This window comes from Streptococcus sp. HMSC065C01 (genome assembly GCF_001813525.1).
Taxonomy (GTDB): domain Bacteria; phylum Bacillota; class Bacilli; order Lactobacillales; family Streptococcaceae; genus Streptococcus; species Streptococcus parasanguinis_V.
Window position 1 is genome coordinate 19,569 of sequence record NZ_KV812858.1, and the last position, 22,494, is coordinate 42,062.

Here is a 22,494-nt window from a genome sequence, read left to right on the forward strand (position 1 = left end):
CGTTGGACTATGGAGTCCGACGGTTCTTTTTGATATAGTTTAGTTTTGCCTGGCGCGATTTCTTTTTAAAGAGAGCTTCGGCAGACATCGCAGAGGGTTTATCTGGATAGGATTCTTTGTAAAGAAGTTTAACGGGGAGGCGAGCCCGTGTGTATTTGGCCCCTTTTCCAGCATTGTGAGTCTTCAGGCGTTTTTCGACATCCGTGGTATAGCCAGTGTAGAGAGAGCCATCCGCACACTCTAAAACATACATGTAAGCCTTAGTTTCCATAGTAGATCTCATGAATCTCGTCTGTATAGCTGCCATCTTCATTGTGAATAAAGAGAGGAGGAAGAATTTTTAAACCATCCAGTGAGCCATCCTTGATCGCCTCAATCAATAACATATTCGCCTCTTTGGTCACTTTTGGATAGACAAACTGGATCCGCTTAGGTGCAAGATTGTAACGCTTCATGGTTTCGATGATATCTAAAAAGCGATCTGGACGATGGACCATCGCTAAGCGACCATTTGATTTGAGAACCTGCTGGGCCACATGGCAAATCTCATCTAAATTGGTGGTAATTTCATGTCGGGCTAAGAGGTAGTGTTCACTCTCATTGAGATTGGAATGCTCATCCACCTTGAAATAAGGAGGATTGCAGAGGATAATATCCACCTTACTGCCCTTGATATGTTGAGGCAAATGCTTGAGGTCATCGGTGATCATGGACATTTGCTGGTTCAAGCTATTGAGGGCAATCGAGCGGGTAGCCATATCTGCTAAACGTTCCTGAATTTCGACACCAATGATCTGAGCCTCTGTTCGGGTACTTGCAAATAGTCCCACAGCTCCATTTCCAGCGCAGAGATCCACGATCAATCCTCGCTTGGGCAATTTTGGAAAACGTGAGAGCAGGACGCTATCCACGGAGTAACTAAAAACTTCCCGATTTTGTATGATTTTTACATCACTTGAAAAGAGTTGGTTGACGCGCTCGCCGTCTTTTAATTCGATATCTGTCATGGCTCTATTATAGCATGAAAAGAGGCTCGGGGAAAGATGATAATTTTTGATATATTAAAATAATATTTTTTGTAAAAACGCTTTCTTTTCTTATTTAAATATGTTACTATATATTAAAAAAGTGGGAGGTTTTGTAAATGAACAAAACGAAAAAATGGTTAGGTTTAGGTTTATCCGTACTTTCAGTTAGTGTACTCGTAGCTTGTGGAAGCTCAAATTCTCAGTCAAATAATTCTTCAAAAGAAACTAAGACAGAGAAAATCGCAACAACTGAAAAAAGTAGTGAGAAAAAATCAGCATATGCTATTGGTGATAAAATTGTCTTTGATAAACAAGCTGAGTATACAATTACAAAAGTTGAATGGTCTGATGAACGCAATGATTTTGACCAATCAAATCCTGATAAAGTGTTGAAAGTAACTTATAATGTTAAAAATCTTTCCGATAAGGATTTAGCTGTAGGTGTTGATATCAATCTTTTTGTAGGCGGAAATAAAATGGAATCTTATCCTAATACGAATACAATGGGGTCCATTTCGCCAGGTCGATCAATGGAAGGTGCGGTACAACATTTTGGTGTAAAAGGGGATGGCAAATTAGAACTTGAAATAAAACCATTTACTGCATTTAATGAAAAACCTGCGATTGTTGCTTTTGATGCACCGTAAAAAAAGAGGCTGGGACAAAAGTCCTAGCCTCTCAATTATTTTTGGTTTGTCGAGCAAGACGCAGTGGTTGAGCGAGCTCTACTACACTGGTTTCATCAGCTTTTACAGCCCTACTAAACTGTGCGGAGGTGGGGCGACGAAATCGAATTCTAACGAATTACCGATTTCTGTCCCACTCTCTATTTTAATCAAATTCATATTTTTGTAGAATCGTTGTGAGGATAAAGACTCCTGTAAAGATGGCCATCAATGCCAGATAAACTGGGAAAGTAGTGGCTGTAAGGAGTGAAATCTCGATCAAGTTTTTCAATACGACCGCAGATGCGTAGAATCCTACAACAGAGAAGAGAATGAGGAGGGCTCGCCAGATATTTAGTGGAAGGCAGGCACGGATGACGGATAGGAAACCGATGGATCCAAGTAAGTAATAGGATACAGTAGACATATCGGCTGCAGACCAACCATGGCTTGCTCCCCAAAGGCGAATGAACAAGACACTAAAGACGACCATCAAGGCGCTTGGTAAGGCTAACAGAAGGGAACGTCTTAAGAAGTGTTTTTCAACCGGTTTGATATTGCGTTCAAAGGTCAACACAAATGGTGGGAATCCTTCGACGAATTGGTCAATCAAGGTGATTTGAATAGGGATGAATGGAAAAACCAGCAAATAATTGACATTGAAGAAAAGGGCACTGGCGATACAGATAATAGCCAAGAGGAAGGAATAGATCGTTTTGATGAAGAAAATCGGAGCGATTCGTCCAATGTTATTGACCACACGACGACCTTCGAATAGAATTTCTGGAACATCATTAAAGTCAGAGTTCAAAAGAACGATATTGGCAATTTGACGGGTTGCAGGATCTCCTTCAGCCATTACGATGGAGCAGTCTGCTTCACGAAGAGCGAGGATATCATTGACCCCGTCTCCAGTCATAGCTGTCGTTCGACCAGCTGCTTTCAAGGTTTGAATGAGCAGTTTCTTTTGGTGAGGGGATACGCGTCCAAAGATGGCTGTTTCCTCTGCTTGATCCACTAATTGATCATCAGAAATTTTGGAACAATCGATGTAGTTTTCGTAGTTTTTGAAGCCCGCTTGTTGAGCGATATAAGAGACCGTCACAGGGTTGTCACCAGAGATGATCTTAAGATCCACGCCTTCAGAGCGAAGATACTCGAGGGTATCAGAAGCCCCTTCACGAATGGGGTCTGTAATCTCAATAACCGCAATTCCTTCAAGATTTTCAGGCAGTTTCAATTCCTGCATGCTGATCTGTTCTGAACTGTGGGCTAAGACGAGAACGCGCGATCCACGGCCTTGTGCTTCGACGACAGCAGTTGGATTTTCTTGAAGGAGCATTTCAGGAGCACCGAGAAAGACGGTGCCAAGATTGGAGAGGTGCATGGCTCCCCATTTCCGATCACTTGAGAAAGGAATGATGTTTTCCGCAGTATAAGCATGCTCCAACTCTCCATAAGCCTTGCGAATAGCTTGAGCAGTAGGATTGGTGTCCTCGCTATATTGCATGTAAGCTGAAAGGATAACTTTGATGGTTTCCTCAGAAAAATGATCAGATAAGCTATGGAGAGCTTCAACTGTCATCTTCCCTTGAGTGATGGTACCGGTCTTATCAAGACACAAGGTATCCACACGCGCCAGGGTTTCTACTGAGTACATTTCTTGGACAAGAACCTTGCGCATACCGAGCTTAATAACCGCTGTCAAAAGAGACGTAACTGTCAGTAAGGCAATTCCTTTTGGCAACATTCCCAGGAGAGCTGTGGAAGAATTCACGACAGAATCCTTGATTGGCAGCATCTTGATCAACAATGCTTCAAAGAAGAGGGCAAGGCCAAATGGGATGATAATTTTACCAGTGAAGCTAGAAATTTTCGCTAAGTTATAAAGAATACGCGAATTGATAGGCTTCAAGGTTTTAGCTTCCATCATCAGTTTGTTGGCATAGTTGTTTGCTCCAACTCGCTTGACACGGGCATAGACTTGACCACTGGCAATATAACTACCAGAAAGCAGTTCATCGCCAACTTCTTTTAAGACCAGATCACTCTCACCAGTCAGCATAGCCTCATTGGCTTCAGCGATACCAGACATGACTTCGGCATCACTAGGGATCTGCTCACCTGAAGACAAGAGCATTAAATCACCTAGAACAAGCTTTTCTGGTGGAATCGCATCTTTTTCCCCGTCACGAATGACAGTCACTAGCTCACGACTCATGAGGTTGAGCTTATCAATCATCCGCTTGGCGCGCATCTCGGTCATGATCCCTGTAATGGCATTGAAGCAAATGACTGCGAAAAAGATCATATTGCTCCAGGCCTGTACAGCAGCCAAGGCCACAGCAATCACAAAGTTTAAGGTATTAAACAAGGTGAAGACGTTGCGCTTGATAATTTGCCAGGTACTGGTACTTGTATTCGTTGTAAAATCATTGGTTTGTCCGCGATCCATTTTCTTGCGGACTTCACTGAGGGACAAGCCCTTTAAATCAATAGTTTCCATAGACAATATGATATCATTTTTTTGAGAAAAAGACTATCTAGAATCGGTCCGCTGAGACATTTTTTATCTAAAAAAGGTTTGCGGTCAAAATCAGGATACGGTATAATAAGAAAGAACCTTTTACAGGATGGAATATCTTGTAGAGAGACGAATGAAATGGATTTGAGGAACAACTATGTTTTATACCTATTTACGTGGCCTTGTTGCCTTTATTCTTTGGGTTTTAAATGGGAATGCCCATTACCATCATAAGGATAATATTCCAGATCAAGAAGAGAACTACATCTTGGTATCCCCTCACCGGACTTGGTGGGATCCGGTCTATATGGCCTTTGCGACCAAGCCAAAGCAGTTTATCTTTATGGCGAAAAAAGAGCTCTTCACCAATCGTATTTTTGGCTGGTGGATTCGCATGTGTGGGGCTTTTCCGATCGACCGTGAAAATCCAGGAGCAGAAGCCATTAAGTATCCTGTCAATATGCTGAAAAAGAGCAACCGTTCTTTGATTATGTTCCCAAGTGGAAGCCGTCATTCTCAAGACGTCAAAGGCGGTGTTGCCATCATTGCCAAAATGGCGAAGGTCCGTATCATGCCAGTGACTTATACTGGTCCAAGAGACTTGAAAGGGTTGGCAACAGGTGAACGCATTGATATGAACTTTGGACATCCCATTGATATCTCGGATATTAAAAAGATGAATGACGAAGGAGTGGCAGAGGTTGCTCGCCGTATCCAAGAGGAGTTTGATCGCTTGGATGCGGAAGCACAAGCAATCAACACCCCAACAAAACCTTTTATCTTGATTCGTTTGTTAAAAATCCTTTTGATTCCCCTTGTCTTAGTCGTGGGCATCTTGACCTTGCTCTTTAGTTACCTAGCAAGCTTTGTATGGGATCCAGACAAACATCGGAAAAATAAGTAAAAAAGCTGAGAGTTTTTCTCAGTTTTTTTTTATTTTTACGAATAATAAAAGTGAGAGGAGGTTTCTTATGGAGGATATCATCGAAAAAATCAAAGAATATAAGCTCTTTTTAGCTCTTACTGCTATCGGACTCTTACTTGGAGGGTATTTTCTTTTTCATCGACCTCAGTCAAGTGCATCCACCATACCGGATCTTTATCAGTCTTCTAGTTCAACTTCGAGCAAAGAAAAGGTGCAGACCGCTAGTTCCAAAGAAGAAAAGACGGCGACTTCTGTGTCTGATGCACCTGAGATCATTACGGTCGATGTCAAAGGAGCCGTCAAACAACCAGGTGTCTATGAGTTGCGCTCTGATAGCAGAGTCCACGATGCCATTCATAAGGCGGGTGGAATGACTGCTGAAGCCAATAGCCAATCGGTCAATTTGGCGCAAAAACTCTCTGATGAAGCAGTGATTTATGTTGCCAAAGAAGGGGAGGATGTTCCAGCACTTGGAAGTTCAGAAAGTCCTGCAACTTCGTCAGCATCAGCAGAAAAAACAGGCAAGGTCCATTTAAATCGAGCGACCGAGTCAGAGCTCCAGACGGTATCAGGCATTGGTCAGAAACGAGCCCAGGACATTATCGCCTATCGCGACGCAAATGGCCCTTTTCGATCAGTGGATGATCTTAAAAATGTTTCAGGAATCGGGGAGAAAACACTGGAGAAACTAAGAGATGCTTTCACGGTGGATTAAAGAGCTCCCTTTTTCGCTTGTACACCTCGCTTTTTTACTTCTTTGGTTGTATTTTAGTGTTTATCAACCATCTTGGCTTTCGATCAGCGGTCTAGTAGTGGTGATATGTTTAGTGGTTCATCACTATAAGGAGGATCGCTCAAGTTTGTTGCGTCTTGCTTTAGCAACTCTTTGTTTTGCGACCTTCTTTGTTTTTCAGAGAGCCCAGGATCATCCAAAACAAGTCGAAAGTCGCTCCCCAGCCCATTTACATCTGATCCCAGATACCATCAAGGTTAATGGAGATGCCCTGTCTTTTCGTGCTAAAGATCAGGGTAGTACCTACCAAGTTTTTTACACCTTGAAATCTGAGAAAGAAAAACAGCAGTGGCAAGGTCAAACTCACTTGTTGGAGTTGACGTATAAGGGTGTCATAGAAGAGCCAGAAGGGCAGCGAAATTTTAGAGGTTTTGACTATCGAGCTTATTTGAAGACTCAGGGAATATATCACCAAATTAGAATTGAAACGATCCAATCTGCGCTTCCCATCCAAACGTGGAATGTTTTCGATTGGCTATCTCAATGGAGGCGCCAAGCCATTGTTTGGAGCAAGGAGCACTTTCCACAGCCAATGAACCAGTATATGACCGGCCTTCTTTTTGGTTATTTAGATACGGATTTCGAGGAGATGGATCAGCTTTACACGAGTTTAGGAATTATTCATTTGTTTGCCTTGTCTGGGATGCAGGTCGGCTTTTTCATCAATGGGATCCGAAAAGCTCTCTTACGTCTAGGAATCTTGCAAGAAACAGTCGATATCTGGATGCTTCCAATCTCTTTGATCTATGCTGGCTTGACAGGTTTTTCTGTTTCAGTCGTTCGCAGTCTCTTACAAAAAATCCTCTCTCAAAAGGGCATCCGAGGGATGGAAAATATGGCGATGACCTTGATGCTCTTAATGATTCTCATGCCTAAGTTTCTCCTGACAGCTGGAGGCGTCTTGAGTTGTGCCTATGCCTTTATTTTGACCTTGGTAGATACTAATTCTTATTCAGGAATTAAAAAGGTGCTAGTGGAAAGTTTCTGGATTAGTCTGGGGATCTTGCCGCTTTTGACCTATTATTTTAGTGTCTTTCAACCATGGTCACTCCCATTAACCTTCCTATTTTCTTTCTTGTTTGATCTTGTTCTCCTTCCAGGGTTAACAGTGCTGTTTATCTTATCGATTCTAAAGCCGCTTACGATTTTTAATAGTTTCTTTCTACTCATAGAGGAGTGTATTCGTTGGATCTCAAAGCTCACGTCGCTACCGTTGGTATTTGGTCAACCGACGGGATTAGCTCTGATCGTCCTCTTACTTCTTTTAGGGACCTTATATGATCTTCGAAAGCAAAAGAACCTTCGTTTTCTGTTCATCGGTATGATTCTAGTCATCTTTTGTTGGACCAAGCATCCTTTAGAAAATGAGATCACCATGGTGGATATCGGTCAAGGAGACAGTATCTTTTTACGCGATTGGAAAGGAAGGACCATTTTGATTGATGTCGGAGGACGCGTCACTTTTAAAAGTGGAGACAAGTGGCAAGAGCGCAGTCAATCTGCCAATGCGGATAAAACCTTGATTCCCTATCTCAAGAGTCGAGGTGTTGGAAAACTCGATGCTTTGGTCTTGACCCATACAGATCAGGACCATATGGGCGATATGCTAGAGGTTGCCAGACAAATCCCGGTTAAAAAAGTGTATGTCAGTCCAGGCAGTCTAACTAGTTCCAAATTTCAAGAGAAATTGAAACAGCTTCATAGTCCAGTTAAAGTAGTCCAGAGAGGGGATCAACTTCCTATTTTTGATCATCATCTCGAAGTCCTATCTCCTGATGAAGTGGGGGATGGCAAAAATAATGATTCGATTGTCCTCTATGGGCAGTTTTATCAGAAACGGTTTTTGTTTACAGGTGATCTGGAAGAAGCTGGGGAGAAAAAACTATTGGGAAACTATCCCCAATTACAAGTGGATGTCTTGAAAGTAGGCCACCACGGATCGAAAGGTTCCTCTAGTGATGTATTTTTGGATCAGCTACATCCTCAATTGGCCTTAATCTCCGTTGGAAAGAAAAATCGCTACCAGCATCCTCATAAAGAATTGCTTGATCGTTTAGAGGAACGATCCATTTCTTACCTTCGTACCGATGAAAGAGGAGCGATTCGCTTGATTGGGTGGGATCATTGGAGGGTAGAAACGGTCCGCTAGAGATGAGGAGAGGTTTGCTTTCTATGCTGAAAATTGCTATTATAGAAGGTGAAATCAATGTAAAGGTAGAATCGTATGAACGCATTTAAGCAATTTTGGATACAGTATGCAGATTTTTCAAGTAAGACCAGTCGAGCTCATTTTTGGCTAGCTTTTTTCTGGAATTTCCTGATTTCTTTGCCTCTTTGGGTTTTTTACATCGTGACTTCTTTATCCCATCAAAATGCTCAAGAAATATTCAATTTTTCAACTGTTCATTCTAAAACAGGTCTATGGGCACTCGCTTTCTTAGCATTCTTTTACTTCCTCATTTTAGTACCCAGTCAAGCCATTTGTGTGCGTCGCTTACGGGATGCTGGGATCCATTGGTCTTGGATCTTTTTGAACCTTGGTCCGGTTTTACTCTATTTATTGTCAGGGCTAGATATTTTCCTATTTCTTTGGGTGATTACAGTTATTTCTCTCCTGATTCTCATGATGCTTCCAGGAAAAAATACCTTCCCACGACCAGTAGAAACTCCTATGGGAGTAACTTCTGAACCACAGGTTACAGCGACAGAAGGAAGCTTTGGAGGCAACTCGTTTGAGCAAATTCCTAATTTTGTAGCAGCTCCAGATTTGTCCGACGAAAAACCACCATTGGAACAAAAAATGGTTGCTGAACACGAAATACACTAGACTGATAGAGATAAGAGAGTTTCATGCAAGCAATTACCGACACTAAACATCTGACGGTTCAAACTCTGCCTTCTATTCTTGTCTTGACAGGCGAGGATGTAGGTCAATTTGAATGGTTAAAAAAAGACATTTTAAAAAAAATAGGCTATGATCCCTCAGATTTGAATTATTCTTATTTTGATATGAAGGAAGCCTCCTATGCTGAGGTAGAGCTGGATTTGGTCAGTCTTCCCTTTTTCGCTGATAAAAAAATTGTGATTTTGGATCACTTGTTGGATCTGACGACTACCAAAAAACGCTATTTAACCGATGAAGAACTAAAGCAATTTGAAAGTTATCTGGAAAATCCTTCTGAATCGACCCGTTTGGTGATCATTGCAGAAGGAAAATTAGATAGTAAGCGTCGCTTGGTCAAACTCCTAAAACGGGATGCCCAAATCATTGAAGCGGCGACTCCTAAAGAGCAAGAGGTAAAGCGCTATTTTGCAAGCCAAGCCCAAGAATTGGGCCTGCAATTTGTGGGCGATTCCTTGGACCAACTACTCTTAAAATCTGGCTATGATTTTGGAGAGTTACAGAAGAATCTCGCTCTTTTGCAGGCTTATAAAGAGGATGGTCAGATTACCCTCGAAGATATTGAGGAGGTTGTTCCCAAAACCTTGCAAGATAATATTTTTGATCTGACCCAAATGATTCTCAAACGCCAAATCGATCAAGCTCGGAATTTGGTGAAAGATCTCCGCTTACAAGGAGAAGATGAAATAAAATTGATTGCTATTCTTTTGGGGCAATTCCGAATGTTTTCTCAAGTAAAAATATTTTCAGAAGAAGGCCAATCCGAAAACCAAATCGTAGCGAGCTTGTCGGAGTTGTCAGGACGCAAGGTCAATCCATATCAGGTGAAGTTTGCCTTACGGGATAGCCGTAAGCTTTCCCTGTCCTTTTTGAAGCAGGCCATGATGACCTTCATCGAGACGGATTATGCAATTAAAAGTGGAACGTATGATAAAGACTACTTATTTGATTTGGCCCTGTTGAAAGTGGCAAATAGCGTCTAAACATGAATGAAATTGCAAGCAGATTAGTTGAATAATTTAGCTGTTTGCGTTATCATCAAATCAGTAATAAAGAAAAGAGGACCATAAAATGGCTATCATTTTACCAGAATTACCATATGCTTATGATGCATTGGAACCTTATATCGATGAAGAAACCATGCATTTGCACCATGATAAACACCATCAAACATATGTAAACAATGTGAATGCAGCTCTTGAAAAACATCCTGAAATTGGAGAAGACCTTGAAAGCTTGTTAGCTAATGTTGAATCCATTCCAGCTGACATTCGCCAAGCTGTGATCAACAATGGTGGTGGTCATTTGAACCACGCTCTTTTCTGGGAATTGATGACTCCAGAACAAACAGCTCCTTCAGCAGAACTTGCTGCAGCGATTGATGCCACATTTGGTTCATTTGAAGACTTCAAAGCAGCCTTTACAGCAGTAGCAACGACACGTTTTGGTTCTGGCTGGGCATGGTTGGTTGTCAACAAAGAAGGTAAACTTGAAGTCACTTCAACAGCAAACCAAGATACACCAATCTCTGAAGGAAAAACACCAATCCTTGGTTTGGATGTTTGGGAACATGCCTACTACGTAAAATACCGTAACGTACGTCCTGACTACATCAAAGCTTTCTTCTCAGTGATCAACTGGAATAAAGTTAATGACTTGTTTGCAGCAGCAAAATAATAAAATAAAGGAATCTATAAGAGCGACAATTGGCTCTTATAGATTTTTTTGTTTGTATCCGGAAAATCGGAGTATAATTTCTTGCGTTTGGACAGGAAAATGATACACTAGTAGGAGTGTGTCTTACTTATCAGAAGCCCAGTTTGAAGGGCCTAGGCAAGGAAAAGATGACCGTTAAAATGAAAACTGAAACATTCAGGGAGAAATGAAATGACTAGTATTACCATTACCAAAGGAGCAGTTGAGACGCCTATCTATTTACGGATGTTGAATCGTCATGGCTTGATTGCAGGAGCAACAGGGACAGGGAAAACAGTTACCCTCAAGGTCCTCACAGAAAAATTAAGCAAAGAGGGCATTCCGGTCTTTCTAGCTGATATCAAGGGAGATTTATCTGGTTTAGCCAAAGCGGGGCAATGGACTCCAAAACTGGAAGAACGCTACAAACTGCTTGGTCTCACAGATCCGTTTGAGCCGCAAGCCTTCCCTGTTCGATTGTGGGATGTCTTTGGCCAAGCTGGTCATCCTGTTCGTGCGACTGTCGAAGGAATGGGGTCATTGCTTCTTTCTCGTCTACTTGATTTGAATGAAACTCAATCAGGAATTCTTGCAATTGTCTTTAAAGTGGCTCAAGAGAAAGATTGGCCCTTGATTGATTTGAAGGACCTGCAAAGCCTGTTAAAGGAAGTCTATGAACACAGCTCAGACTATTCTGCCCAATATGGTAATATCACCAAACAATCTGTCGGTGCGATCCAAAGAAGCCTCTTGGTTCTTGAAGAAGAAGGAGCGGATCAGTTTTTCGGAGAGCCTGCACTTGATTTAAATGACTTTATGCAACTCGATGCATCAGGGCGTGGGTATATCAATATTCTTTCGGCTACAAAGCTCTTTCATTCACCAAAATTGTATTCAACCTTTTTAATTTGGATGTTGTCTCGTCTCTTTGAAACACTTCCCGAGGTTGGGGATCCCGAAAAGCCAAAACTGGTTTTCTTCTTTGATGAAGCCCATCTCCTCTTTAAGGATGCAAGCAAGCTCTTTCTTGAGAAGGTCGAGCAAGTCGTGCGCCTGATTCGTTCTAAGGGTGTAGGGATTTACTTTATTACCCAAAATCCTCAAGATCTACCAGAATCTGTTTTGGCACAGCTTGGAAATCGTGTACAACATGCTCTTCGAGCTTATACACCAAAAGAAATGAAGGCCATCAAGGTAGCTGCCCAAAGTTTTCGTCCGAATCCAGACTTTGATACAGAAACAGTGATCACAGAATTAGGGACAGGGGAAGCCTTGGTTTCTTTCCTGAATGAGAAGGGGCAACCTAGTGTTGTTGAGCGTGCTTATATTCTCTCTCCTCAATCGAGTTTTGACCTCTTAAATGAAAGTGAACAATTGGCCTTAATCACGACATCGCCTTTCCATCAAAAGTATGCGACGACGATTGATCGGGAATCTGCCTATGAAAAATTAGCAGCTAAAGCAAGCAAGGAAGCACAAGAAGAGGAGAAAAAAGAAGCAGAAAAAGAACGAGCTACGGCGGAAAAAGCAGAGCAAAAGCGCAGTCCAGGTCGCCCAAGAAAATCCAGTCTTGAAAAAGCTAAGGATTCCTTCTTGAGTTCCTTATTCCGGACGATTGCGCGTGAGATCGCTAAGCTAATTATGGGCTCCTTTAAACGAAAATAAGCCTTTGATGAAAAGAAATAAACTTTTTAAAAAGAAATCGTTTTCTATTTCTGATAATTCTTGTTATTTTCAGTAGAATCTTTTATAATTAATCTCGTATGAAAAAATATTTTAATCTACGCTCGATCATGATTGCGATCAGTATTCTATTGTGCTTAGTGGGAACAAGCGCACTGGGCTACTTGCATATTACGCAACCAACAGCATCAGCAATTGAAAAAAAAGCAAAGAAAACAAAAGAAGCAAAAGAAAAAGATATAGAACAGTCTACGCCTGAGACGAAAAAACCACGTGTCAAATCTCCTGAAGCTAAGCAAGCAGTAGTAGACGCAGACATGGAAACGATGAGTGCTTATGGCCTTGTCTATGATTATGCTAATAAGGGGTTGGTAGAGGTTGTCCAGGATTTCCTAGCGGAAAGTGGAATTGATCCGTCACAAGTTGCCTTCACGTATCGCAATGCCATTACAGGAGAGCAATTTGCCATGAATGATCTTCAACCAATGACGGCAGGAAGTACCTATAAGCTACCGTTGAACATGTTGGTGGTGGATGAGGTCACAAAGGGGAAACTCAATTTAACAGATCGGTTTGACATTACCAATACCTACTATGAATATGTAGGGGAACATGACAATTACGTTGCTGCCTTTGATGGAGCCATGTCTATCCCTGATATGCAACGCTATTCATTAGTTTACTCTGAAAATACCCCAGCCTATGCCTTGGCAGATCGTTTAGGGGGAATGGAGCAAGCGCGCAAGTTATTCAGTCGCTATGGTCAATCTCGCTCACCAGAAGTCAAAACCTTTAGCGAAGATAATAAAACGACAACGGATTATTATATCCATGTCTTGCAATATCTTTGGAATCATCAAGAAAAATATGCAGATTTGTTGGAATTGATTGGGGAATCTTTCCCAGGTGAGTACTATAAGAAATTCTTGCCAGATTTGGTCATTCAACAAAAACCGGGATATGTTGCGGAAGCGCTCAATGTGGATGCCATTGTCCATGAATCGACCCCTTATTTGGTTGCCATCTATACTGCAGGACTGGGTGGAACGACCCCAGAAAGTTCTGAAATCAGTGGTGTTGGTCTTTATCAATTGGGTCAATTGGCTTATGTTATTAATGAATGGCATCGTGTGAATATGAATGAATAATTGACGGAAGGTCTGAGGGTTGCTCAGACCTTTTCTTCTATCACAGTAGCATAAAATTCACTTGGTGTTTCGAAATACTTTTCTGTTTTAAAGAGGCTTCTTTCCCTCTTCTATCAAAAAATATGTTATACTAATTAATAGTAATAAGAGGAAGTATAAACATGATTACAAAGGAAGATTACCAGTTGGTCCGCTCGCATCCAGCCTTCTCTGCGTTGCCAGTGGAGCTATTTGATAAATTAGCTGTTGAAATTCATGCTAGGGATATACAAAAAGGACAAATTTTATTTTATGCAGGAGATAAGCGGGATCGCATTTTTCTTCTTTCAAAAGGCTTTGCTCGCATTGAGCAATTCGATTCGTCTGATCAATTTTCCTATATGGATTATATCAAAAAAGGGGCCCTGTTCCCTTATGGAGGGATGTTTCAGGATGAGCGTTACCACTATACAGCTAGTGCGGTGACAGATTTGCGTTGTTTCGTTATCCCCGTCAACCTCTATGAATCATCTGCCCAAGAGAGTAAGGAGCAGTTGCTCTTCATTACGAGAAAGCTCTCGTCAATTTTAGAATTTCAAGAGTTGCGTCTACGTAATGTCGTGACAGCTAGTGCCAGTGAGCGTGTGGTTCAATCTTTAGCTATCTTGTGTAAGGACTATGAAAGTTTAGGAAATCAACTTCCATTTCCAATCAGTATGAAGGAATTGGCCAAATTAGCGGCCACAACCCGAGAAACCGTCAATCAAGTTTTAAAGAAACTCATCGATTCTCATAAGATACAATATGAAAGAAAACAATTAACCTTTCTAGATACAGCCTACTTTTTAAATAGTTTTAAAGAGATCAATTAATTTGTTGATCTTTTTTATTTTTGTAAAAAAATATATATTCATAAAAATAATATAAAAGACAAAATATGCAAAGAAAACGCTTCATATTAACTAAAAAATAGGAATAATTCAAAATAATGCCAAATTCTTTGCATTAAAAAAGTAGAATCCTTCATGAAAGCGGTACCAATTGGTGATAAAATAAAACCTGTAAACAGGATTAGGTAAGCTAAACCGCAAGAAAAAGGAGGACTATAGATGTCTACACACCCAATTCATGTTTTCTCAGAAATTGGAAAACTGAAAAAAGTTTGTTTGCACCGTCCAGGTAAAGAGTTGGAAAACTTGATGCCTGACTATCTTGAACGTCTTCTTTTTGATGATATTCCTTTCTTGGAAGATGCTCAAAAAGAACACGACGCATTTGCTGAAGCACTTCGTAACGAAGGTATCGAAGTACTTTATCTTGAACAGTTAGCTGCTGAGTCATTGACTTCTCCAGAAATTCGCGATCAGTTCATCGAAGAATACCTTGAAGAAGCGAACATTCGTGGACGCCAAACAAAAATTGCGATCCGTGAATTGCTTCACAGCATTGAAGACAACCAAGAATTGGTTGAAAAAACAATGGCAGGGGTTCAAAAAGCTGAACTTCCAGAAATTCCTGAAGAAGCAAAAGGATTGACAGACCTTGTTGAATCTGACTATCCATTTGCTATCGACCCAATGCCAAACTTGTACTTCACACGTGACCCATTTGCGACAATTGGTAATGCAGTATCATTGAACCACATGTACGCAGATACACGTAACCGTGAAACTTTGTATGGTAAATACATCTTCAAATACCACCCAGTTTACGGTGGAAAAGTTGAACTTGTCTACAACCGTGAAGAAGATACTCGTATCGAAGGTGGAGATGAGTTGGTACTTTCTAAAGATGTATTGGCAGTTGGTATCTCACAACGTACTGATGCTGCATCAATCGAAAAATTGTTGGTAAACATCTTCAAGAAGAACGTTGGCTTCAAGAAAGTATTGGCCTTTGAATTTGCTAACAACCGTAAATTCATGCACTTGGATACAGTATTCACAATGGTGGACTACGATAAATTCACAATCCACCCAGAAATCCAAGGTAACCTTCGCGTCTTCTCTGTAACTTATGAAAACGAACAATTGAAGATCGTTGAAGAAAAAGGTGATTTGGCTGAATTGCTTGCTGAAAACCTTGGTGTTGAAAAAGTTACATTGATCCCTTGTGGTGATGGCAATGTGGTTGCTGCTGCTCGTGAACAATGGAACGACGGTTCAAATACTCTTACAATCGCACCTGGTGTGGTAGTCGTATACGACCGTAACACAGTCACAAACAAGAAATTAGAAGAATACGGACTTCGTTTGATCAAGATCCGCGGAAGTGAATTGGTTCGCGGTCGTGGTGGACCTCGTTGTATGTCAATGCCATTTGAACGTGAAGAAATCTAATGTAGAAGACCGAGAGCTGGTCTTGAGGGATCAGCTCTTCCTTCTTACTGATCAATACTAGAAAGAAAATAGGAGACAATTAGAATGACAAATTCAGTGTTCCAAGGACGTAGCTTCTTGGCAGAAAAAGACTTTACACGTGCAGAGTTAGAATACCTTATCGGACTTTCAGCTCACTTGAAAGACCTTAAAAAACGCAACATCCAACACCACTACCTAGCTGGTAAAAACATTGCGCTTTTGTTTGAAAAAACTTCAACTCGTACTCGTGCAGCCTTCACTACTGCAGCTATCGACCTTGGTGCTCACCCAGAATACCTTGGTGCAAACGACATCCAACTTGGTAAAAAAGAATCTACAGAAGATACTGCTAAAGTTCTTGGACGTATGTTTGACGGTATTGAATTCCGTGGTTTCAGCCAACGCATGGTTGAAGAATTGGCTGAATTCTCAGGTGTTCCAGTATGGAATGGTTTGACTGACGAATGGCACCCAACTCAAATGCTTGCTGACTACTTGACTGTTCAAGAAAACTTTGGACGTTTGGAAGGTTTGACACTTGTATACTGTGGTGACGGACGTAACAACGTTGCAAACAGCCTTCTGGTAACAGGTGCAATCCTTGGTGTGAACGTACACATCTTCTCACCAAAAGAACTCTTCCCAGAACAAGAAATTGTTGAATTGGCAGAAGGATTCGCAAAAGAAAGTGGTGCTCATATCTTGATCACTGAAGATGCTGACGAAGCTGTAAAAGGTGCAGATGTACTTTACACTGACGTTTGGGTATCTATGGGTGAAGAAGACAAATTTGCAGAACGCGTTGCCCTTTTGAAACCTTACCAAGTAAACATGGAATTGGTTAAGAAAGCTGATAACGAAGACTTGATCTTCTTGCACTGCTTACCAGCTTTCCACGACACAAACACTGTTTATGGTAAAGATGTTGCTGAAAAATTCGGCGTAGAAGAAATGGAAGTTACTGACGAAGTGTTCCGTAGCAAATATGCTCGCCACTTTGACCAAGCTGAAAACCGTATGCACACAATCAAAGCGGTTATGGCAGCTACTCTTGGTAACTTGTACATTCCAAAAGTTTAAGACTTTATAACCGTATACCAACAGCTATAGGGGCTGGACTGCTAGCTTTAGTCCTGCCCCTATTTTTTATAGAAAGGGAAAACCTATGTCAAGAAAAATCGTCGTTGCTTTGGGAGGAAATGCTATTCTCTCATCTGATCCTTCTGCGCAAGCTCAACAAGAAGCACTTGTAGAAACAGCTAAACACTTAGTTAAATTAATCAAAAATGGGGATGACTTGATCATCACTCACGGAAATGGTCCTCAAGTAGGAAACCTCTTACTCCAACACTTGGCTGCAAATTCTGAAAAGAACCCAGCTTTCCCATTGGATTCATTAGTTGCTATGACCGAAGGAAGCATTGGCTACTGGCTTCAAAACGCTCTTCAAAATGCTCTTCTTGAAGAAGGAATTGAAAAAGATGTGGCTTCTGTTGTGACACAAGTCGTTGTTGATAAGAACGACCCAGCTTTCGTTAACCTCAGCAAACCAATTGGCCCATTCTACTCAGAAGAAGAAGCAAAAGCAGAAGCTGAAAAATCAGGTGCAACTTTCAAAGAAGATGCTGGTCGTGGCTGGCGTAAAGTTGTGGCTTCACCAAAACCAGTGGATATCAAAGAAATCAATACCATTCGTACTTTGTTGAACGACGGTCAAGTCGTGGTAGCTGCTGGTGGTGGCGGTATCCCGGTTGTGAAAGAAGCAGATGGTAGCTTGACTGGTGTTGAAGCGGTTATCGATAAAGACTTTGCATCTCAACGTTTGGCTGAATTGGTAGAAGCAGACCTCTTCATCGTCTTGACTGGTGTCGATTATGTCTTTGTGAACTACAACAAACCAGACCAAGCGAAATTGGAACATGTGAATGTGGCTCAATTGGAAGAATATATCAAACAAGACCAATTTGCACCAGGAAGCATGCTTCCTAAGGTGGAAGCTGCCATTGCCTTTGTAAATGGTCGCCCAGAAGGAAAAGCAGTTATTACATCACTTGAAAACCTTGGAGCTTTGATTGAGTCTGAAAGTGGAACAATCATCCAAAAAGACTAATGAAAAATTAGGAAAAAACTAGTATTTTAAAGCTTATTGTGATAGAATAAGTCTATAGGTAAGCGTTTTACAAGAGACTCTTGTAAAACATCACTCACACTTTGTTGCGTTAGGAGGAAGACAAATGAGTGAAAAAACGAAAAAAGGATTTAAGATGCCTTCATCTTTTTCCGTATTGTTGATCATCATTGCCATTATGGCAGTGTTAACTTGGATCATTCCAGCTGGTCAATACAAAGTTGACGATGCAGGTGCTATCATTGCAGGTAGTTATGAATCTGTAAAAGCACATCCTCAAGGGATTTGGGATGTCTTGATGGCCCCAATCAATGCCATGCTTGGTAAAGCACCAACCAGTGCAGCGATTGATGTAGCCTTCTTCATCTTGATGGTCGGTGGTTTCCTTGGAGTTGTGAACGAAACAGGTACCCTTGATGTAGGGATTGCTTCTATCGTTCGTAAATACAAAGGCCGCGAAAAAATGTTGATTTTGATCTTGATGCCATTGTTTGCCCTTGGTGGTACAACTTATGGTATGGGTGAAGAAACCATGGCCTTCTATCCACTTCTTGTACCTGTTATGATGTCCGTTGGTTTTGACAGTTTGACAGGGGTAGCCATTATCCTCTTAGGATCCCAAATCGGATGTTTGGCGTCAACATTGAACCCATTTGCGACAGTTATCGCATCTGATACTGCAGGTATCTCAAGTGCTTCAGGTCTCTTACTTCGTGTGATCTTCTGGATCGTATTGACAGGACTTAGCACATACTATGTATACCGTTATGCAGATAAGGTTCAAAAAGACCCAACCAAATCTCTCACCTATGCAACTCGTGAAGAAGATTTGAAACACTTCAATGTTGAAAGTGGCGAAGAAATTCCTTCACAAATGAACAAGAAACAAAAACGTGTCTTGGTCGTCTTCATCTCAACATTCGTTATCATGGTTGCTGGATTTATCCCATTCAAAGATTTGGGTATTAAATTCTTTGAAACCTTCAACGAATCTCTCCATAAAATTCCAGTACTTGGTCAATTGATCGGTAACACAGATGCTCTTGGTACATGGTACTTCCCTCAAACAGCTATGCTCTTTGCCTTCATGGGAATCCTCGTTGGTATCATTTATGGCTTGAAAGAAGATAAAATTATTTCATCTTTCATGAATGGTGCAGCTGACCTCTTGAGTGTTGCTCTTATCGTAGCGGTAGCACGTGGTATCCAAGTCATCATGAACGACGGTATGATCACTGCGACAATTCTTCACTGGGGTGAAGAAGGACTTAAAGGTCTTTCATCTCAATTGTTCATTGTCTTGACTTACATTTTCTACTTGCCAATGTCATTCTTGATCCCATCATCATCTGGTCTTGCCAGCGCAACAATGGGTATCATGGCACCTCTTGGTAAATTCGTCAATGTACCAGGTAGCTTGATTGTCACAGCTTACCAATCTGCATCTGGTGTCTTGAACTTGATCGCACCAACTTCAGGTATCGTAATGGGAGCTCTTGCTCTTGGACGTGTTGACTTGAGTGCATGGTGGAAATTCATGGGTAAATTGGTCGTAGCGATTGTTGTGATCACCATTGCCCTTCTTCTACTAGGAACTGTGGTTCCATTCTTGCAATAGAATAAAGTAGGTGTTTCATGAAAAATAGAATAAAGAACGATGTAAAAGAGCAGTTTTTAAACTCGCTTCAAACCATCATTTCTTACCCCTCAGTATTAAACGAAGGGGAAAATGGAACACCGTTTGGACAAGCTATCCAAGATGTCCTAGAAAAAACCTTAGAGCTTGCTCGAGAATTAGGTTTTCAAACATATATAGATCCTGAAGGATACTATGGATATGCAGAGATCGGTCAGGGGGAAGAACTCCTGGCCGTTCTTTGTCACTTGGATGTTGTTCCAGCCGGTGATCTAAAAGATTGGCAAACGCCACCTTTTGAAGCGACCATTGTCGGTGACTATCTAGTAGGTCGTGGTGTGCAGGATGATAAGGGGCCGTCACTCGCTGCCCTCTATGCAGTTAAGAGTTTACTGGATGATGGCATCCAGTTTACCAAACGAATCCGCTTTATTTTTGGGACGGATGAAGAAACCTTGTGGCGCTGTATGAACCGCTACAACCAAATCGAAGAGCAAGCAGATCTTGGATTTGCACCGGATTCTTCTTTCCCATTAACCTATGCTGAAAAAGGCTTATTACAAGTGAAATTGCATGGTCCAGGTTGGGATGATCTTCCCTTACAGGCTGGTCAGGCCCTCAATGTTGTTCCAGACAAGGCGACCTATGCGGGTCATCGTTTGGAAGAGTTGCTTCCTGTTTTGGATCAAAGTGGGGTTCAGTATAGCCAAACAGAAGATTCTGTAACGGTCTTGGGTGTTTCCAAGCATTCTAAAGATGCAGCTGAAGGAGTGAATGCTATTGTCGGTTTAGCGGAAAGTTTATCCCTCATCCAACCCCATCCAGCCTTTCTCTTTATTGCAGATGCTGTTGGTGAGGATGCAACGGGAGAAGCGCTATTTGGCCCTATTTCAGATGAACCAAGTGGCGATCTTTCCTTCAATCTTGCGACCCTTGTGATCGATCAAGAACAATCGGAAATCGGGATTGATATCCGGATCCCCGTCTTAGCAGATAAGGAGGCCTTAGTAGCTCGTTTGCGAGAAATTGCAGCTAGTTATCAGTTGGAATATGAAGAGTTTGATTATCTGGCTCCTTTATATGTTCCTTTGGATAGTCCTTTAGTCAGCTCTTTGATGGCCGTCTACCAGGAAGAAACTGGTGATAAGACGCCAGCTATGTCTTCTGGTGGTGCGACATTTGCGCGGACCATGGAAAATTGTGTCGCTTTTGGGGCTCTTTTCCCAGGTGCAGAACAGACCGAGCACCAAGCCAATGAACGTGCAAAAATTGAAGATCTCTACGCAGCGATGGAAATCTATCGAGAAGCCATTCAACGCTTAGCCACAACATAAAAAGTTTGGAAACTTGGTTTCCAAACTTTTTATTTACTAAAGAAGAAGGGTGGGGTGAATTCTTTTAATTTTTCAAAGCAATCCAAAGCTCCTTGGTTGTCTTCGCAGATAACCAAACAGACATCGTCTCCACAGATGGTGGCTACAATTTCTTGGAGTTCCAGTGCATCTAAGATTGCTCCAAAGGATTGGGCCAGACCTGGAAGAGTTTTTACAACGACCTGGTTTTGAACGGGCCGCAACATGACTAAGGCATCTTCCATATACATCCGCAGTCGCTTTTCCCAACGGGAAGGAGCGATGGTGTTCATGGCATAGTAGGAACTATCCCCCTCGTTAATTTTTACTAGATTCAAGGATTTGACATCCCGTGAAAGCGTGGACTGGGTAACGAGAACACCATTGGCTTCTAAGGCTTCCTGGAGTTCTTGTTGGGTATGAATCCTACGCTCAGAAATGATCGAGCGGATCAAGCGATGGCGGCTTTCAATTTTATTCATGAGAGACTCCTTTACTTGATGAACATAGCATCCCCAAAGCTGAAGAAGCGGTACCGTTCCTGAATAGCATGGTGGTAGGCTTCGAGGGTTAATTCGCGGCCAGCAAAGGCAGAAACCAACATGACCAGAGTTGATTTTGGAAGGTGGAAGTTGGTTGAAAAGGCGTCGACGACTTTCCATTCATAACCTGGTTTGATAAAGATATTGGTCCAACCTGAATCGGCTTGGATGTCTCCATCAAATTTATTGCCAATTGTTTCAAGGGTTCGAATAGAAGTCGTTCCAACAGCTACGATGCGTTTTCCTGCAGCTTTTACCTGACGAAGGGTAGCAGCAGCCTCTTCAGAAAGTTGGTAAAATTCAGAGTGCATCTCATGGTCTTCAAGATTGTCCACGGATACTGGACGGAAGGTTCCCAGGCCCACATGAAGGGTCAAATAGACCAGGTGAACCCCTTTTGCTTCAATCTTTTGGAGCAATTCTTTGGTGAAATGAAGACCTGCCGTTGGAGCTGCTGCAGAACCATTTTCTTTGGCGTAAACGGTTTGGTAGCGCTCGCGGTCAGCAAGTTTTTCGTGAATATAGGGAGGAAGTGGCATTTCACCAAGGCTTTCTAGAACTTCTAAAAAGATCCCTTGGTAGTGGAAGCGAACGATACGGCCTCCGTGCTCTAATTCTTCCTCAACGGTTGCGGTCAACCGATCATCTCCGAAGCTGACTGTGGCCCCTACCTTTAAGCGTTTTGCAGGTTTTGCCAAGACTTCCCAACAGTCATCTTGCGTATTTTTAAGGAGAAGGAATTCGACGTGACCACCTGTTTCTGGTTTGACTCCATGAAGGCGGGCTGGTAGAACGCGCGTATTGTTCATGACAAGAGCATCTCCTGGCTCCAATTCATCCAAAATTGCATCAAAATGACGGTCTTGGAATTGCCCTGTTTTTCGATCGAGGATCAAGAGTTTAGAGGCATCTCGTTTTTCAAGAGGGGTTTGAGCAATCAGTTCTTCAGGCAAATCAAAGTCAAAGTCGTTAGTATTCATTTGCGCTCCTTTTATAATAAATTTGTGAGTAGATAGATGGTAGTCCCGACAGCTAAGAGCATCAGGCTGATTCCCATCAAAAAGATCAGGACCTTGAGAATCTTTCTTTGATGAATCAAGAAAGATAAGAGAAAGACAAGGAGTCCGATCAAAA

The 22,494-nt window shown here is 41.8% G+C and carries 20 protein-coding genes; 15 read left to right on the forward strand and 5 right to left on the reverse strand.

Features of this window, described 5'->3' with window-relative positions; genetic code table 11:
- Positions 1–7: 7 nt before the first annotated feature.
- Both HMPREF2918_RS07775 and HMPREF2918_RS07780 read right to left on the reverse strand, forming a co-directional pair.
- Entirely contained in the window at positions 8–271 is a 264-nt protein-coding gene (locus tag HMPREF2918_RS07775) for a GIY-YIG nuclease family protein (protein ID WP_049472126.1), read from the reverse strand.
- On the reverse strand, positions 261–1,007 hold the full coding sequence (locus tag HMPREF2918_RS07780; protein ID WP_049506639.1) for a tRNA1(Val) (adenine(37)-N6)-methyltransferase: 747 nt from the start codon (positions 1,005–1,007) through the stop codon (positions 261–263). Before HMPREF2918_RS07780 ends, HMPREF2918_RS07775 begins: the two co-directional genes overlap by 11 nt.
- A 137-nt stretch (positions 1,008–1,144) precedes the next feature.
- Between HMPREF2918_RS07780 and HMPREF2918_RS07785 the strand changes: the two genes are divergently transcribed.
- Positions 1,145–1,675, forward strand: coding sequence for a DUF4352 domain-containing protein (locus HMPREF2918_RS07785; protein ID WP_049506640.1), 531 nt, complete (start codon positions 1,145–1,147; stop codon positions 1,673–1,675).
- A 184-nt stretch (positions 1,676–1,859) separates the two neighbouring features.
- Here HMPREF2918_RS07785 and HMPREF2918_RS07790 read toward each other — a convergent pair whose 3' ends face one another.
- Positions 1,860–4,199, reverse strand: a complete 2,340-nt coding sequence (locus HMPREF2918_RS07790; protein ID WP_070595124.1) for a cation-translocating P-type ATPase — start codon at positions 4,197–4,199, stop codon at positions 1,860–1,862.
- 175 nt (positions 4,200–4,374) lie between these two features.
- Between HMPREF2918_RS07790 and HMPREF2918_RS07795 the strand changes: the two genes are divergently transcribed.
- From HMPREF2918_RS07795 to HMPREF2918_RS07860, 14 genes are all read left to right on the forward strand, one after another.
- Positions 4,375–5,121, forward strand: a complete 747-nt coding sequence (locus HMPREF2918_RS07795) for a lysophospholipid acyltransferase family protein (RefSeq protein ID WP_049472129.1) — start codon at positions 4,375–4,377, stop codon at positions 5,119–5,121.
- A gap of 67 nt (positions 5,122–5,188) precedes the next feature.
- Entirely contained in the window at positions 5,189–5,857 is a 669-nt protein-coding gene (locus tag HMPREF2918_RS07800; protein ID WP_070595126.1) for a helix-hairpin-helix domain-containing protein, read from the forward strand.
- Positions 5,838–8,084 carry a DNA internalization-related competence protein ComEC/Rec2 gene (locus tag HMPREF2918_RS07805; RefSeq protein ID WP_070595127.1) on the forward strand — a complete coding sequence of 749 codons (2,247 nt, stop codon included), beginning with the start codon at positions 5,838–5,840 and terminating at the stop codon, positions 8,082–8,084. The genes HMPREF2918_RS07800 and HMPREF2918_RS07805 overlap by 20 nt, the downstream gene beginning before the upstream one ends.
- A gap of 75 nt (positions 8,085–8,159) precedes the next feature.
- Positions 8,160–8,762: a DUF805 domain-containing protein gene (locus HMPREF2918_RS07810; protein WP_070595129.1), complete on the forward strand. Its 603-nt coding sequence runs from the start codon at positions 8,160–8,162 to the stop codon at positions 8,760–8,762.
- A gap of 23 nt (positions 8,763–8,785) precedes the next feature.
- Positions 8,786–9,820 (forward strand): DNA polymerase III subunit delta, encoded by a 1,035-nt coding sequence (gene holA / locus HMPREF2918_RS07815; RefSeq protein ID WP_070595131.1) that lies wholly within the window; start codon positions 8,786–8,788, stop codon positions 9,818–9,820.
- Between the two features lie 88 nt (positions 9,821–9,908).
- On the forward strand, positions 9,909–10,514 hold the full coding sequence (sodA, locus tag HMPREF2918_RS07820; RefSeq protein ID WP_070595133.1) for a superoxide dismutase SodA: 606 nt from the start codon (positions 9,909–9,911) through the stop codon (positions 10,512–10,514).
- 210 nt (positions 10,515–10,724) lie between these two features.
- On the forward strand, positions 10,725–12,197 hold the full coding sequence (locus HMPREF2918_RS07825; RefSeq protein WP_070595134.1) for a helicase HerA-like domain-containing protein: 1,473 nt from the start codon (positions 10,725–10,727) through the stop codon (positions 12,195–12,197).
- 98 nt (positions 12,198–12,295) lie between these two features.
- Positions 12,296–13,363, forward strand: a complete 1,068-nt coding sequence (locus HMPREF2918_RS07830; RefSeq protein ID WP_070595136.1) for a serine hydrolase — start codon at positions 12,296–12,298, stop codon at positions 13,361–13,363.
- A 161-nt stretch (positions 13,364–13,524) separates the two neighbouring features.
- Positions 13,525–14,214, forward strand: coding sequence for a Crp/Fnr family transcriptional regulator (locus HMPREF2918_RS07835; RefSeq protein WP_070595138.1), 690 nt, complete (start codon positions 13,525–13,527; stop codon positions 14,212–14,214).
- 237 nt (positions 14,215–14,451) lie between these two features.
- Complete coding sequence (gene arcA, locus HMPREF2918_RS07840) at positions 14,452–15,681, forward strand: arginine deiminase (RefSeq protein ID WP_049514063.1); 1,230 nt, start codon at positions 14,452–14,454, stop codon at positions 15,679–15,681.
- Positions 15,682–15,765: 84 nt separating this feature from the next.
- Complete coding sequence (gene argF / locus HMPREF2918_RS07845) at positions 15,766–16,782, forward strand: ornithine carbamoyltransferase (protein WP_049472137.1); 1,017 nt, start codon at positions 15,766–15,768, stop codon at positions 16,780–16,782.
- 85 nt (positions 16,783–16,867) lie between these two features.
- Positions 16,868–17,812, forward strand: coding sequence for a carbamate kinase (gene arcC / locus HMPREF2918_RS07850; protein ID WP_070595140.1), 945 nt, complete (start codon positions 16,868–16,870; stop codon positions 17,810–17,812).
- 124 nt (positions 17,813–17,936) lie between these two features.
- Positions 17,937–19,448, forward strand: a complete 1,512-nt coding sequence (locus HMPREF2918_RS07855) for a YfcC family protein (RefSeq protein ID WP_049474298.1) — start codon at positions 17,937–17,939, stop codon at positions 19,446–19,448.
- A gap of 17 nt (positions 19,449–19,465) precedes the next feature.
- Entirely contained in the window at positions 19,466–20,800 is a 1,335-nt protein-coding gene (locus tag HMPREF2918_RS07860; RefSeq protein WP_070595142.1) for a dipeptidase, read from the forward strand.
- Positions 20,801–20,829: 29 nt separating this feature from the next.
- Here the strand turns inward: HMPREF2918_RS07860 and HMPREF2918_RS07865 are convergent, their stop codons facing one another.
- Together HMPREF2918_RS07865 and queA are read right to left on the reverse strand one after the other, a co-directional pair.
- Positions 20,830–21,300, reverse strand: a complete 471-nt coding sequence (locus tag HMPREF2918_RS07865; protein ID WP_003006364.1) for an arginine repressor — start codon at positions 21,298–21,300, stop codon at positions 20,830–20,832.
- Between the two features lie 11 nt (positions 21,301–21,311).
- Positions 21,312–22,340, reverse strand: a complete 1,029-nt coding sequence (queA, locus tag HMPREF2918_RS07870) for a tRNA preQ1(34) S-adenosylmethionine ribosyltransferase-isomerase QueA (protein ID WP_070595144.1) — start codon at positions 22,338–22,340, stop codon at positions 21,312–21,314.
- Positions 22,341–22,494 lie beyond the last annotated feature (154 nt).